This window comes from Cryobacterium ruanii (genome assembly GCF_004404055.1).
Classification (GTDB): Bacteria; Actinomycetota; Actinomycetes; order Actinomycetales; family Microbacteriaceae; genus Cryobacterium; species Cryobacterium ruanii.
In genome coordinates this window covers 189,865-203,608 of record NZ_SOHK01000014.1, presented here as the reverse complement: position 1 = coordinate 203,608, position 13,744 = coordinate 189,865, and the positions used below count along the sequence as shown (strand labels likewise).

Below are 13,744 nucleotides of genomic sequence, written 5' to 3'. Positions count from 1 at the left end.
GTCACCGGTCGGGTTCCGGCAGCATCGCCCGGGTCACCTCACCGTCCGAGTGCAGCACCCAGACGCGCCCACGCCCGGGAGCCAGCGGCGGCGGCAGCTCCCGCCGGTGGCTGAGCAGCCGAAAATCCGACAGGCTGCACCGATCGAAGACCACGCTCGTAGCCTGGGCACCCGAGGCCTGGCCGCTCGCAGTCTGGCCGCGCAGCTTCGCCAACAGCGTCCAGTGCGCCTGCCACGTTTCGGCGTCACCGACGACGACCAGCTGGCCGGCAGCATCCATTTGGCTGCCTTCCCCCAAGACCTGTAGGGCGGATGCCGCCGGCCCGCTCGTTCCTGCCAGCTCGGTCACCGACAGGCCCAGGACAGCGCGCAGCCGGGTGGCGGTGCTCGCGGGTGAGGCCGACACGATCAAAAGCGGGCCGCAGCAGGGCAGGGGCGACAGTGACGAAGCGGGCGGGGTCGGCGCCTGAGACAGAACAGGTGCCAGAAGTTGCACGCGCAGGGTGCGCCAGACTCCTCCGCCTGCCGGCAGCGAGGGATGATAGCTGGCTGATTGTCCTCCCGCGGCGAGGTGGTCTTGCACGGTGGGCAGTTTCAGCAGCAGGGTGCTCTGGCACAGGGCGGCCAGTCCGGGAACGAGGCTCGTGTGCCGTTGCACGGCGACGACAACGTGCACACCGGCGGATGGTCCGTCGCGCAGCAGCCCGGTGAGCAGGTCAACAGCGGCCAGCCGGTGGTCGGGCTGCCAGCGAGCGCACACGGAGTCGAAATCGTCGAACATCACCAACCGGGGTGACGCCGCCGTTTGCTGACCGGTCTCGACCCGTGCGCTGATACTGGCGAGGGCGTCCCAGGCTGATTCGACGTCGGCAACGACCAGCTGGACCAGGGCCTTTTCGTCGGCCGCACGGGTCAGCGTGTTCAACAGCGTGGATTTGCCCGAACCGGCTCCGCCCACCACGAGCAGATGCCCGTCGATTTTCGGAGAATAGGCGAACACGCGGTAGCGCTGGTGCTCCGGCTCGTCGAGCAAGCCCAAGGGGTAGCCCGGCAGCTCGGCGTTTGCGGCCGCCAGATCGGCAGCGGTGACCATCGATGGGAGCGCGTCGAGCCACGGACGGCGGGGAGCCTTCAAAGATGGGGCCGTCAGAGATGAGGCCGTCAGAGATGGGGCCGTCGAAGTTGCTGCCGCGATGCTCGCAATGTCACTTTCCCCGGTCGTCGCGACCTGGCAGAGCATCGGTTCGCCCGCTTCGGTGGCGACCAGACAGCGGCCGGGCTGTTTCGGTGCCAGCGCGGCCGCGGCATCGGTTCCGATCACGGCCTGGCTATCGGCGCGGTTGTTCACCCGCAGTGACAGGCGCAGGCTGCAGTTGGCCAATAGCGCGTCGCGCACGACCCCGGCCGGGCGTTGCGTGCACAGGATCAGATGCACGCCGAGCGACCGTCCACGCGCGGCAATATCAACGAAGAGGGCGTGCAATTCGGGAAACACGCCGAGCATGGTCGCGAATTCGTCGATGACGATGACCAGGCGGGGCAGCGGATGCTCCAGCCTCACGTCGGTCACGTCCCGCGCCCGGGCAGCGCTCAGCATCCGCTCACGATAGCGAAGTTCGGCGCCGAGACTGGCCAGGGCGCGTGCGGCCGTGTTCGGGTCGAGGTCGGTGATGAGGCCGACGCAGTGCGGCAGTCGCCCGAGCGGTTGAAAGGCAGCGCCGCCCTTGAAGTCGATAAGCAGAAAGTTCACCTGGCTGGGCGAATAGGTCGCCGCCAGCGCTGCGACCCAGGTGGTTAGGAGCTCACTCTTGCCGCTACCGGTGGTCCCCCCGACCACTGCATGTGGTCCGGATTGCACGAGATCGATGCGCACCGGCCCGGCTGGGCCGATACCGATCAGGCAGTCGAGGCTCGGTGGGGCCGACGCCCGGTCGAACCTCGAGCCGGTCACCGAGCCGATCGCCGAGCCGGTCACCGAGGGACCGGTGCCGAGCCGGAGCAGATCCGTCAGGGAGACCGTGGCGGGGAGCGCCCCGGCCGTTGTGACGAGCCCGGCGGCCCGGGCTTGCTCGGCAAGCGTCACGGCGAAGTCGGCCGCTTCGGCGCGGGCCAGCAGTTCCGGGCAGAAATCGATGGGCGGCGCTCGGTTCGGCGCTCGGATGATCTGTGCGCGCGCCGGTCCGCCTACCCAGACGACTGTTCCGCAACGGGGGGGCAGGTCTTCGAGGCGCGACGCCAGAACCAGAAGAAGCCGCCCACGATCTGCTTCGGAACGTGGGTGTGCGGCGGTGCGCGGTCTTGAGGCGGTGTCGGTTCGCAACATAATCGTGAGGCGGCCCGACGTTGGTGTGGCGTGCGGAAGCTGCGCCACCCAGCCCCAGTCGCTTGTCTGCGGACCGGTCTCGCTGGAGACACGCAGGTCGGTTGGCGGCACTGCGAAACAGAGTTGCACGAGTACGGATCGGGCGAGGGCATCAGCGAGCGGAATTGGCCCGACGATGCCGAGGCCGTGCGTCAGGTCGACGACGATCGGAGCACCCGTCACGATCGCAGCCCATTTCAGCAACTCGCGGTGCTCGTTCGGGGCGCTCGCCCCGCCGAGTCGGATGCCGCTCGCGACCGGGCCTGTTCCCAGCGCAACGAGCGCGGCATCCGTTTGCCGCCAGCGTGCGGCCGCCGCACCGCCGCGCACAATAGTGTGGGCCGATGGTGTGTGTTGCCAGGCTTCGTCGCGCCAGCGGGATTGACGCTCAGCGATGACCGTGCGCAGCAGCGCCACCGCCTCGGTGTGCGAGGCCGTCTCGGCTCGGCGACGATTGCGGCGCGAGCGTTTCGAATCGAACATGCTGGCCACCGCAATGACCGGGCTGAGGACCGCGAAGATCAGCGCAAAGGCCGAGCCGGTGATCATCCAGATCAGCCCGGCCGTGGCGAGGGGCGCCACCGTGGCGATTATCGGAAACCCGGCCGGCGTCATCGCGGCTGGCGCGGGCGGCAGGGAGAGGGTCTCATCGGCGGTGGACACCCGTCCAGCAGACCAGATTGGCCGTCAAGGAACGACCGCGATCGGCCTATCGGTGTTCGATCGGCGTTCTCGTCGGCGGTGGAGGAGCCTGTGCCCGGTCAGGCGACGCTGAAGGAATGGTCGGCGATTTCGACTCGGGTGCCACGCGGCAGAACGTACCGTCGCCCCGGTTCGAGCTGCTCGGCCGCTTCGCCGGGGCGTCGGATGACCGTGCCGTTGCCCGAGACCCGGTCGCTGACCCAGAATTCGCCGTCGTGCTGGCCGAATTCGAGGTGGGTCTTTGAGACGGAACGATCGGCATCCGCTACCCGGATGAGGGCGTCGAAGATTTCGTCGGGTTGGGGAAGGGGCTTGCGTCCGATCAGGCCGGAACCGTGCACCGAGACGCGTTGGCCGGCACTGAAGTTCAGCACGAAGGTCGCGTGAGTCGGCAGGGCCGCAATCGGCGCCGCGGCGTCTGCGGGAGACGGCACCGCGGTCACGACCGCAGCGGCACGCACCGGCACCGGAACAACCGCGGGTATCGGCACGGAAATGATGACGGTCGGGCGTGGCAGGCGTGCAATGATCGTCGTGTCGTTCGGGCGAGGGTCCGGGCGCTTGCGCGACTGAACCGTGGCGGTGCGGGAGCTTCCGCATTCACCGCAGAACATGGCGCCGACCGGCAACCAGGCCCCGCAAATCTGACACGTCACGATCGGCTGAACCTAGACCTTCTTGACCAAGCTGGACTTGAGCTGCATGAAACCGAACCCATCGACCTTGCAGTCGATGTCGTGCCCGTCGACCGGATCAACGAGCCGAATATTGCGAACCTTGGTGCCGACCTTGATCGACAACGACTGGCCCTTGACCTTGAGATCCTTGATGATCGAAACGGTGTCGCCATCGGTCAGCACGATCCCGAACGCATCCTTGACGACAGCCTCCTGCTCTTTTTCGACCGGTTCGTTCGACCATTCGTGGGCGCAGAGCGGGCACACTAGCAGCGAGCCCATCTCATAGGTCAGATCGCTGGAGCATTCTGGGCACGGCGGCAGAGTCTCATTCACTCGTTCCATAATACGCGGCCCCTCCGATGAGCGGCGCGGTCAGGGTTCAGGCGCCGCGCAGGGTTCGACCGCCAACACATCGACGACGATCGCGGTGACATTGTCGCGACCACCGTTTTCCAGGGCGGCCTCGACCATTGCCGCGACGGCATCTGCTGCGAGCTTCTGTTCGAGCAGAAAATGACGGATTCCGTATGAGGTGAGTTCTTTGGTGAGCCCGTCGGAGCAGACGAGGATGCGCATGCCGGCCTGGATCGGCAGGAGGCGGTAGTCGGGAATCGGCGGTTCGTGAAAGCCGACGGCGCGAGTGATGATGTTGCCGTGCGGGTGCACGTCTGCCTCTTCGCGGGTGATGCGTCCGGCGTCGACGAGTTCCTGCACGACCGAGTGGTCGCTGGTGACCTGCTCGAGAACACCGTCGGTCAACTGGTAGACCCGGGAGTCGCCGATGTTGTACACAATCCAGCTGACGGCGTCCGAGACGAGTGCCAGCGCGACGCCGGTCACCGTGGTTCCGGTGCCCTGATCCGTGACCCCGACACCCTGCGCCATGTCTTCCACCGCGAGAGCGAGTGCCCGGTCAATCGAACCGGCCTCGGTTACGAGCGTTCCCGAGAGCTCGGCGAGCCGGCTCACAACGGCCGCACTCGCCACGTCGCCGGCCGAATGACCGCCCATGCCGTCGGCGACAGCGAACAGCGGTGGCGCGGCGAGAAGGCTGTCTTCGTTGACCTCGCGGCGATGACCGACATCGGTCAGAGCTGCCCACGCCAGCGTCAGCGTCGTTGCCACGCTGGGCAGTTCGACACGAAATTCGGTCGAACCTTGACCGATCTGGGTCACGAATAGTGCCTTCCGAGTGTGGGCACGAAATCGTCCCCGGCGTTCCAACGTTCACCGAAGGACTTGAATCATAATAACGCCACCACTCGCGGCCACCGCACCTAGTGCCCGATGTAGCTCATCACGTGCTTGATGCGCGTGTAATCCTCGAAGCCATACATCGAGAGGTCTTTGCCGTAGCCGGAGTGTTTGAAACCGCCGTGCGGCATCTCGGCAACGATGGGAATGTGAGTGTTGATCCACACGCAACCGAAATCGAGGTGCTTGGCGAAGCGCATCGCGCGACCGTGATCGCGGGTCCAGACCGACGACGCCAGACCGTACTGCACGTCGTTCGCCCAGCGGAGGGCCTCGGCCTCGTCGGTGAAGCGCTGCACCGTCATCATGGGGCCGAAGATCTCCTGCTGCACCGCCTCGTCGGTCTGCTTCAGGCCGCTCACGATGGTCGCTTCATGAAAATATCCGATGCTGCCGACCCGATGTCCGCCGAGTTCGAGCACGGCGTGGTCGGGCAGCCGGTCGACGAAGCCCGACACCTGGGAGAGCTGGTTGACGTTGTTGACCGGCCCGAACAGTATTCCCTGCTCGCTGGGGGCTCCGGTGCGGGCGTTGTCCCTGGCGTAGGCAGCGAGGGCAGCGACGAATTCATCGTGAATACCGGCCTGCACGAGCAGCCGCGTGGCCGCGGTGCAGTCCTGGCCGGCATTGAAGAAGCCGGCGGCGACGATCCCGGCGACGGCGAGCTCGACATCAGCGTCGTCAAACACGATCACCGGGGCTTTGCCGCCGAGTTCGAGGTGCACCCGCTTGAGGTCGTGTGACGCGGCTTCGGCGACAGCCATCCCGGCCCGCACCGAACCGGTGATCGACACGAGCTGCGGGGTCTTGTGATCAATCATGGCCGCACCGGTCGTGCGATCGCCGGTGATCACGTTGAGCACGCCGTTGGGCAGAAACTCCGCCGCAACCTCGGCGAGAAGCAGGGTTGCGCTCGGGGTCGTGTCAGACGGTTTGAGCACCGTGGTGTTGCCGGCGGCGAGCGCGGGGGCGAACTTCCAGACCGCCATATTGAGGGGGTAGTTCCAGGGTGTGACCTGGCCTACGACTCCGATCGGTTCACGCCGAACGAACGAGGTGTGGTCGGTCATGTACTCGCCGGCCGCGCGACCTTCGAGGTTGCGGGCGGCGCCGGCGAAGAAGCGAATCTGGTCGACCGACAGCAGAATCTCATCGTCGACGAGGGTGGAGCGCGGCTTGCCGGTGTCGAGCGACTCGGCGTCGGCGAATTCGTCGGCCCGCGCCTCCATCGCATCCGCTATGCGAAACAGCGCGAGCTGCCGCACCGCCGGCGTCGTCTCTCCCCAAATTTCGAAAGCGCATGCCGCAGCGCGGTAGGCCGTGTCCACGTCGGTCGCATTCGACACCGGGCTGCTGCCGTAGACCGTTTCAGTGGCGGGGTCGACGAGGTCGAAACGATCCAACGCTGTGGAATCGACGTACTGGCCGTTGATGAAGTTGCGTAGTTCGGGGGCGCTCATGCGGCCCAGTGTACCTATTTCAATTTGATTTACACCCAGATTCACAAGTGAAATGCTCAGTGATTTGCATTATGGGCGACGGATTCGCTTGCCGAAGTGCACTTGGACTGACAGAATCGATGCATGAATGGACAAAGGCGTGGTCCCTCACCCAAGCCGGCGCAGCTTGACGATGTGTCGAAAAAAATCATCGAACAGCTGCAAGCTGACGGACGTCGGTCGTACGCGGAAATCGGCAAAGCCGTCGGTCTCAGTGAGGCGGCAGTGCGCCAGCGGGTTCAGAAACTCACCGATTCCGGCGTCATGCAGGTCGTCGCTGTAACAGACCCGATGCAGCTGGGGTTTTTTCGCCAGGCCATGATCGGCATTCGCGCTTCGGCCGACACCCGCGTACTGGCCGAACAGCTGGCCGCAATCGATGCCGTGGACTACGTCGTACTCACCGCCGGCACCTTCGACATTCTCGCCGAGGTCGTCTGCGAAGACGACGACGAACTGCTCGAACTACTCAACTCCAAGATTCGCAATCTCGATGGAGTCCTCTCCACTGAGACGTTCGTTTATCTCAAACTCCACAAACAGTTCTATAACTGGGGAACACGGTAAAAAAAATGACTCTCACGACATCCCTCGATGCACCGATGGCATACAGCGACGCCCACAACGCCGAGCTGCAGCAAAAGGCCAAGGACCACCTCTGGATGCATTTCTCCCGCCAGTCGGTGATGGAATCCGGAGCTGGAGTTCCCATCATCGTCAAAGGCCAGGGTCACCATATCTGGGATTCCAAGGGCAAGCGGTACATCGATGGCTTGAGCGGCCTGTTCACGGTCAACGCCGGCCACGGACGCAAGCGTCTTGCCGAAGTCGCCGCGAAGCAGGCCGAGGAACTCGCCTTCTTCCCGATCTGGTCCTACGCCCACCCGAACGCGATCGAACTCGCCGACCGGCTCGCCTCCTACGCTCCCGGCGACCTCAACCGGGTGTTCTATTCCACCGGCGGCGGTGAAGCCGTCGAGACCGCGTTCAAACTCGCCAAGTACTATTGGAAGCTGATGGGTCGTCCCACCAAGCACAAGGTCATCTCGCGAAACGTCGCCTACCACGGCACGCCGCAGGGTGCGCTTGCCATCACCGGCATCCCCGCCATGAAGGAGATGTTCGAGCCGGTCACCCCCGGTGGGTTCCGCGTTCCCAACACGAACTTCTATCGCGCTGATGAGATGAGCCCCGGCCTCGGCCTTGGCGACAACCTCGAAATGTTCGGCCTGTGGGCGGCCAACCGCATCGAAGAGATGATCGAGTTCGAGGGCCCCGAAACCGTCGCCGCCGTCTTCTTGGAGCCCGTGCAGAACTCTGGCGGATGCTTTCCGCCGCCCCCCGGCTACTTCAAGCGCGTGCGCGAAATCTGCGACAAGTACGACGTGCTCCTGGTCGCGGACGAGGTCATCACGGCGTTCGGTCGGATCGGCAACATGTTCGCGTCGACGACCTACGGCATCCAGCCCGACATGATCACCTGTGCCAAAGGCATGACGAGCGGATATTCGCCGATCGGGGCGACCATCGTGAGCGACCGCATCTACGAACCGTTCAAACACGGCGACACGACCTTCTACCACGGCTACACCTTCGGCGGCCACCCGGTCTCCTCCGCTGTGGCGCTGGCCAATCTCGACATCTTCGAAGAGGAAAAACTCAACGAGAACGTGCGCGAGAATTCGCCGCTGTTCCGCAAGGAGCTGGAGAAACTGCTCGATTTGCCGATCGTCGGCGACGTGCGCGGCGCCGGGTACTTCTTCGGCATCGAGCTGGTCAAGGACAAGGGCACCAAGGAAACGTTCAACGATGAGGAGTCGGAGCGGCTGCTGCGCGGGTACCTGTCGAAGGCTCTCTACGAGGCCGGCCTGTACTGCCGCGCCGATGACCGTGGCGACCCGGTCATTCAGCTCGCTCCCCCGCTGACCATCGGTCCCAAGGAGTTCGCCGAGATCGGCGACATCTTGCACGGGGTGCTGTCGGAGGCACCGAAGTACATCTAAAGCACCTCGCTGCACGGCGACCCGGCCTGAAATCCACACGGAGGCCGAGTCGCCGTGGCTCTCCACCCCCCTCTCAATGATCAGCGGCGCGGGCGTCTTCCTCGTCATCTTCGTCGTTCTCGCCTTCGAAGAACCACAGGGCATCGTCGCTCAGACCGGCGCCTTCGCCGAAGTCCTTATCGTTCTCGTAGTCGTCGCCCTCCTCATCGTCGCGCGGGATCGCGAACGCCCACTCCGGCAAGTGCCCGGACTTTAGAAGCAGGTCCAGCAGTGTAGCCATGCTGTACTGCGAGTCGATGGCGAGCGCCTGGTCCACAAAGAATCCGGCCACGGAACCGCTGCCAAGGGCCCAGGACAGCCAGGCCAGCATGCAGAGCGGCGCCGGTTTGGCCGACCGCGGTGCCATCGCAACGAGGAAGCGCAGCAGTCTGATCGCAATGCGGATCCGGTCGATGTCCGGACGTTCTGGCTGCAGGCCCAACATGATGTCGCTGGTGTGTTTGGCGGTCGGGTCGCCGACATTGAATTGTTCGGCGACCAGGTCGTCGAGGCTCCGCCCAGTTTCGTTCTGGAGCAATGCATAATGCCGGTTGATCGCGCGAGCGCGCAGGCCTTCGTCATGTCCGAACGCGAATTGCAGCATGATCTGGTCGCGGATGGGCGGAGACTGCACCAGCACGAGCAGCGCCGCGACGTCTTCTTCGGGTGGTGGATTCGGCCAGGTGAGCGCCGCCTCGGCGATCGCTACCGGATCTAAGACAAACCCCAGGGTGGGGAAAAGTTCTGGAGCGTTCTCGGCCCGCGCAAGCAGATGCCGGTACCGCCGATACATCCGGGCCAGGCGTTCCCGGGTCGCCAGACTGACCTCGATCGGGTCCAGGCCATTCTGGAGCGTGCCGAGCGGTTGCGGCGTTTCGGTTGCTGATTCCTGGTTCACCGCCTCGTAAATCGGCGACTCCTCAATATCGCTGAGCGGATGCCCACCCGCCGGGCAGTCCGGATCGAGGTAGCTGCCCCAGCCATCCGCTGCCACGCACAGGGAGTCGCGCAGCAGAAAGCCGCTCAATTCGAGTCTCCGGTTCAGAATTTCGGCAAACTGTTCGCCTGGAATGCCGGGCGTACCGCCGAACGAATCGTCCGTGTAGATGACCGGAATGACGGCGTCGACTCCGGCAATCTTGCATAGCATCCCGGCGAGGGTCGTCGCGATGCGTTTGTACACCTTGTGCGGTGCGCCGTCGTCTGGAAGGTTGAAGCGCAGGGCGCCGCAGGTGCGGTTGCCGCGAAACGCGATCATCACGGCGCTGGTCTCAGGAGTAAAACCGAGCAGCTGGGGAACGAGTGCCAGAAAGTCCTGGGCCTTCTGGGCTTTAACAATGGTGGGATGCATGCCGCCACTGTGCCCGCCCGCGGCGCCCCGGATCTAAGCTCAACCGAATCTGGGGTTCAATCGGGCAGGCGACACGTTGGGGAGGAGGACGCAGAGGAGGCTCTAGACCTCGTCGGCGACTGGCGCGGCGAACTGTGCGGCGTACAGGGCCTGGTAGGCACCGTTCGCGGCGAGGAGTTGCACGTGGTTGCCTTGCTCCACGATGCGCCCAGACTCCATCACCAGGATCAGGTCGGCGTCGCGAATCGTTGACAGGCGGTGGGCGATGACGAAGCTCGTGCGTTCGGCCCGCAGGGCACTCATGGCCTTCTGCACGAGCACCTCGGTGCGGGTGTCCACCGAACTGGTCGCCTCATCGAGAATGAGCACGCTCGGTTGCGCGAGGAATGCGCGGGCGATGGTCAGCAGCTGCATTTCGCCGGCGCTCACGTTGCTGCCCTGGTCGTCGAGCACGGTGTCGTATCCGTCGGGCAGCGAGTGCACGAACCTGTCGACGTAGGTTGCGGTGGCAGCGGCGAGGATATCCTGCTCCGTCGCATCCGGTCGGCCGTAGGCGATGTTGTCGCGAATCGTGCCGCCGAACAGCCAGGTGTCCTGCAGCACCATTCCCATACGACTGCGCAGGTCGTGCCGGGTCATGGTCGCGACGTCGACGCCGTCCAGCAGGATTTGCCCGGAGTCGATCTCGTAAAATCGCATCATGAGGTTGACCAGCGTGGTCTTGCCTGCCCCGGTGGGACCGACGATGGCGATGGTCTGCCCAGGTTCCGCCACCAGGCTGAGCTCCTCGATCAGCGGTTTGTTTACGGCATACCGGAACGACACGTTCTCGAAGACCAGGCGACCGTGCACCTCGTCTGGCGTCTCGGCAGGATCCGGGTCTTCGCTTTGCTCATCGGCATCGAGCAGGTCGAAGACGCGCTCAGCGGATGCGACACCCGACTGCAGCAGGTTCGCCATCGATCCGAGCTGCGCGAGCGGCTGCGTGAACTGACGGGAATATTGGATGAACGCCTGCACGTCGCCGAGTTGCATGGCACCGGAGGTGACCTGCAGGCCACCGATAACGGCGATGGCGACGTAGACCAGGTTGCCGATGAAGGTCATCGCCGGCATGATCAAGCCGCTGATGAACTGGGCACCGAAGCTAGCCTCATAGAGTTCGTCGTTCTTGGCCTTGAACCGAGCATCGACCTCTTTCTGCTGGCCGAACACCTTGACCAGGGCATGACCGGTGAACGTCTCCTCGATCTGACCGTTCAGTTCCCCGGTGTTGGCCCACTGGGCAACGAACAGTTTCTGGGAACGTTTGGCAATGAAGGCGGTGATCACCAGGGTCAGCGGAACGGTCACGAGCGCGATCAGGGCCAGCAGTGGCGAGAGGATGACCATCATCACGATCACGCCGATGACCGTGAGCAGGCTGGTCACCACCTGGCTGAGCGACTGTTGCAAGCTCTGCGAAATGTTGTCGACGTCGTTGGTCACGCGACTAAGCAGCTCACCGCGCGGCTTCTTGTCGAAATAGCTCAGCGGCAGCCGGTTGATCTTCACCTCGATCTCTTCACGCAACCGGTAGACCGTGCGCTGTACGACGCCGTTGAGCACGTAAGCCTGCATCCAGCTGAACACGCTCGACAGCGCATACAGTGCGAGTGCCCAGAACAGCACGGTGGAGAGTATGGCGAAGTCGATGCCTAGCCCTGGGGTGAGCGTCATGCCGCTGAGCATGTCGGCCTGCGTGGTATTGCCGGCAGCCCGCAGTCCCGCGATCACCTCGGCCTGGCTGCTGCCGCTCGGCAGGCCCTTGGACACAACGCCGGAGAAGATCAGATTGGTACCCTCGCCGAGCAGACGCGGGCCGAGCACGGAGAAGGTGACGCTGATCACGGCGAGCGCGAGCACGAGGGCCAGCCAAAGACGCTCAGGGCGCAGCTTACCGAGCAGGCGTTTGCCCGATGCGCTGAAGTCCATCGATTTTTCGGCCGGCAGGCTCATGCCGCCGAAGGGGCCACCGCCGCGCTGCGGACGCGGGGCCGGCGTGTCGTCGGCACGGGTCTCGCTCATGCCGCGTCCTCCGCGGTGAGCTGGGATGACACAATTTCCTGGTAGGTGGTGTTCGACTCGAGCAGGTGTTCGTGAGTTCCCCGGCCGACGATGCGGCCGTCTTCGAGCACCAGGATCTGGTCGGCATCGATGATGCTCGATATTCGCTGGGCGACGATGACCATGGTGGCGTCATTGGTGCTCTGTTTGAGGGCGAGCCGCAGTCGGGCGTCCGTGGTGAGGTCGAGGGCCGAGAACGAATCGTCGAAAATGTACAGCTCCGCCCGTTTCACCAGGGCACGGGCGATCGCGAGGCGTTGGCGCTGTCCACCAGACACGTTCGTACCGCCCTGCGCAATCGGTGCGTCCAGGCCGCCGTCCATCTCCGTGACGAATTCCCGAGCCTGGGCGATGGTGAGGGCCTCCCAGAGTTCCTCGTCGGTCGCATCCGGTTTGCCGTAGAGCAGGTTGCTGCGCACGGATCCGGAGAACAGGTAGGGCTTTTGTGGCACGAGACCGATGTGGCCCCAGAGCAGGTCGGGGCTCAGATCGCGCACGTTGACGCCGTCTACGAGTACGGAGCCGCTCGTGGCATCGAACAGCCGCGGGAGCAGGTTGACCAGGGTGGTCTTGCCGCTGCCGGTGCTGCCGATGATCGCGGTGGTCTCACCCTGGCGGGCGATGAAGCTCACGTTGCGCAGCACCGGCTGTTCGGCGCCGGGATAGGCGAATCCAACATCGAGTAGTTCAAGCTCACCCTGGCCGACCGTCACGTTCACCGGGTTGGACGGGGGTACGACGCTCGATTCGGTTGCGAGCACCTCGCCGATGCGATCGGCTGAGACAGCCGCACGCGGAATCATGACGGCCATGAACGTGGCCATCATGACGGCCATGAGAATCTGCATGAGATAGCTGAGGAAGGCGATGAGCGTGCCGACCTGCATCGAACCGTCTTCAATACGGAACGCGCCGAACCAGATCACGGCGACGCTCGAGACGTTGAGTACGAGCATGACGATGGGGAACATGAGCGCCATCAGGCGACCAGAACTCAGTGCGACCTCGGTGACATCCTGGTTGGCCTTCGCAAACCGAGCGAACTCGACGTCTTCGCGCACGAACGCGCGTACTACCCGGATGCCGGTGAGTTGTTCCCGCAGCACCCGGTTGACGGTGTCGATGCGGGTTTGCATCTTGCGGAACAGCGGAACCATCTTCACGATGATGAGTCCCACGGCGATGAGCAGGATTGGCACGCTTGCAGCGATGAGCCAGGACAGCTGCACGTCCTGGCGAATCGCCATGATCACACCGCCGACGCTGAGGATCGGCGCCGAGACCAGCAGGGTACAGGTGGTCAGCACCAGCATCTGCATCTGCTGCACATCGTTGGTGGAACGGGTGATGAGCGAAGGAGCTCCAAACCGGGTGACTTCCTGCTCGGAGAATTCGCCAACGCGGCTGAACACGGCGCTGCGAAGGTCACGACCGACCTTCATGGCGACTTTGGCACCGAAATATACGGCAACGATCGCGCACCCGATCTGGGCGAGGGTGATGAGCAACATGAGGCCGCCGACGCGCAGAATGTAACCGGTGTCACCCGTGGCTACGCCCTCGTCGATGATGTCGGCGTTGAGGGTGGGCAAAAAGAGGGAGGCGATCGATTGGGCCAGTTGAAAAACGACCACCCCTGATAGCAGCTGCCAGTATGGACGCAGGTAACGCACGAGCAGGGACCACAGCACGGCAAACTCCTAGTGAAAACGGTGGTCTGCCCGACAAATGGGCCGGCGCAGCATCCA

The 13,744-nt window shown here is 64.2% G+C and carries 10 protein-coding genes; 2 read left to right on the top strand and 8 right to left on the bottom strand.

The features are described 5' to 3' along the window. Nucleotide 1: 1 nt before the first annotated feature. From E3T47_RS09530 to E3T47_RS09510, 5 genes are all read right to left on the bottom strand, one after another. Nucleotides 2–3,025, bottom strand: a complete 3,024-nt coding sequence (locus tag E3T47_RS09530) for an FtsK/SpoIIIE domain-containing protein (RefSeq protein ID WP_134555841.1) — start codon at nucleotides 3,023–3,025, stop codon at nucleotides 2–4. A gap of 98 nt (nucleotides 3,026–3,123) precedes the next feature. Further along, entirely contained in the window at nucleotides 3,124–3,720 is a 597-nt protein-coding gene (locus tag E3T47_RS09525) for an FHA domain-containing protein (RefSeq protein ID WP_134555840.1), read from the bottom strand. A gap of 12 nt (nucleotides 3,721–3,732) precedes the next feature. Further along, nucleotides 3,733–4,086 (bottom strand): zinc ribbon domain-containing protein YjdM, encoded by a 354-nt coding sequence (locus E3T47_RS09520; RefSeq protein WP_134555839.1) that lies wholly within the window; start codon nucleotides 4,084–4,086, stop codon nucleotides 3,733–3,735. A 30-nt stretch (nucleotides 4,087–4,116) separates the two neighbouring features. Continuing rightward, the gene (locus tag E3T47_RS09515) at nucleotides 4,117–4,920 is read right to left on the bottom strand and encodes a PP2C family protein-serine/threonine phosphatase (RefSeq protein WP_338419389.1); all 804 of its coding nucleotides are present in this window, start codon (nucleotides 4,918–4,920) and stop codon (nucleotides 4,117–4,119) included. A gap of 101 nt (nucleotides 4,921–5,021) precedes the next feature. Continuing rightward, nucleotides 5,022–6,458 (bottom strand): gamma-aminobutyraldehyde dehydrogenase, encoded by a 1,437-nt coding sequence (locus E3T47_RS09510; protein ID WP_134555838.1) that lies wholly within the window; start codon nucleotides 6,456–6,458, stop codon nucleotides 5,022–5,024. A gap of 123 nt (nucleotides 6,459–6,581) precedes the next feature. On the opposite strand from E3T47_RS09510, the gene E3T47_RS09505 reads away from it, so the two are divergent. Together E3T47_RS09505 and E3T47_RS09500 are read left to right on the top strand one after the other, a co-directional pair. Beyond that, nucleotides 6,582–7,064, top strand: a complete 483-nt coding sequence (locus E3T47_RS09505) for an Lrp/AsnC family transcriptional regulator (protein ID WP_134555837.1) — start codon at nucleotides 6,582–6,584, stop codon at nucleotides 7,062–7,064. Nucleotides 7,065–7,069: 5 nt separating this feature from the next. Then, entirely contained in the window at nucleotides 7,070–8,500 is a 1,431-nt protein-coding gene (locus E3T47_RS09500) for an aspartate aminotransferase family protein (RefSeq protein ID WP_134555836.1), read from the top strand. A gap of 73 nt (nucleotides 8,501–8,573) precedes the next feature. Here the strand turns inward: E3T47_RS09500 and E3T47_RS09495 are convergent, their stop codons facing one another. The 3 genes from E3T47_RS09495 to E3T47_RS09485 form a co-directional block, all read right to left on the bottom strand. Then, nucleotides 8,574–9,890 carry a DUF4192 domain-containing protein gene (locus tag E3T47_RS09495; RefSeq protein ID WP_134555835.1) on the bottom strand — a complete coding sequence of 439 codons (1,317 nt, stop codon included), beginning with the start codon at nucleotides 9,888–9,890 and terminating at the stop codon, nucleotides 8,574–8,576. Nucleotides 9,891–9,992: 102 nt separating this feature from the next. Further along, nucleotides 9,993–11,957: an ABC transporter ATP-binding protein gene (locus E3T47_RS09490; RefSeq protein ID WP_134555834.1), complete on the bottom strand. Its 1,965-nt coding sequence runs from the start codon at nucleotides 11,955–11,957 to the stop codon at nucleotides 9,993–9,995. After that, entirely contained in the window at nucleotides 11,954–13,687 is a 1,734-nt protein-coding gene (locus E3T47_RS09485; RefSeq protein ID WP_134555833.1) for an ABC transporter ATP-binding protein, read from the bottom strand. The genes E3T47_RS09490 and E3T47_RS09485 overlap by 4 nt, the downstream gene beginning before the upstream one ends. Nucleotides 13,688–13,744 lie beyond the last annotated feature (57 nt).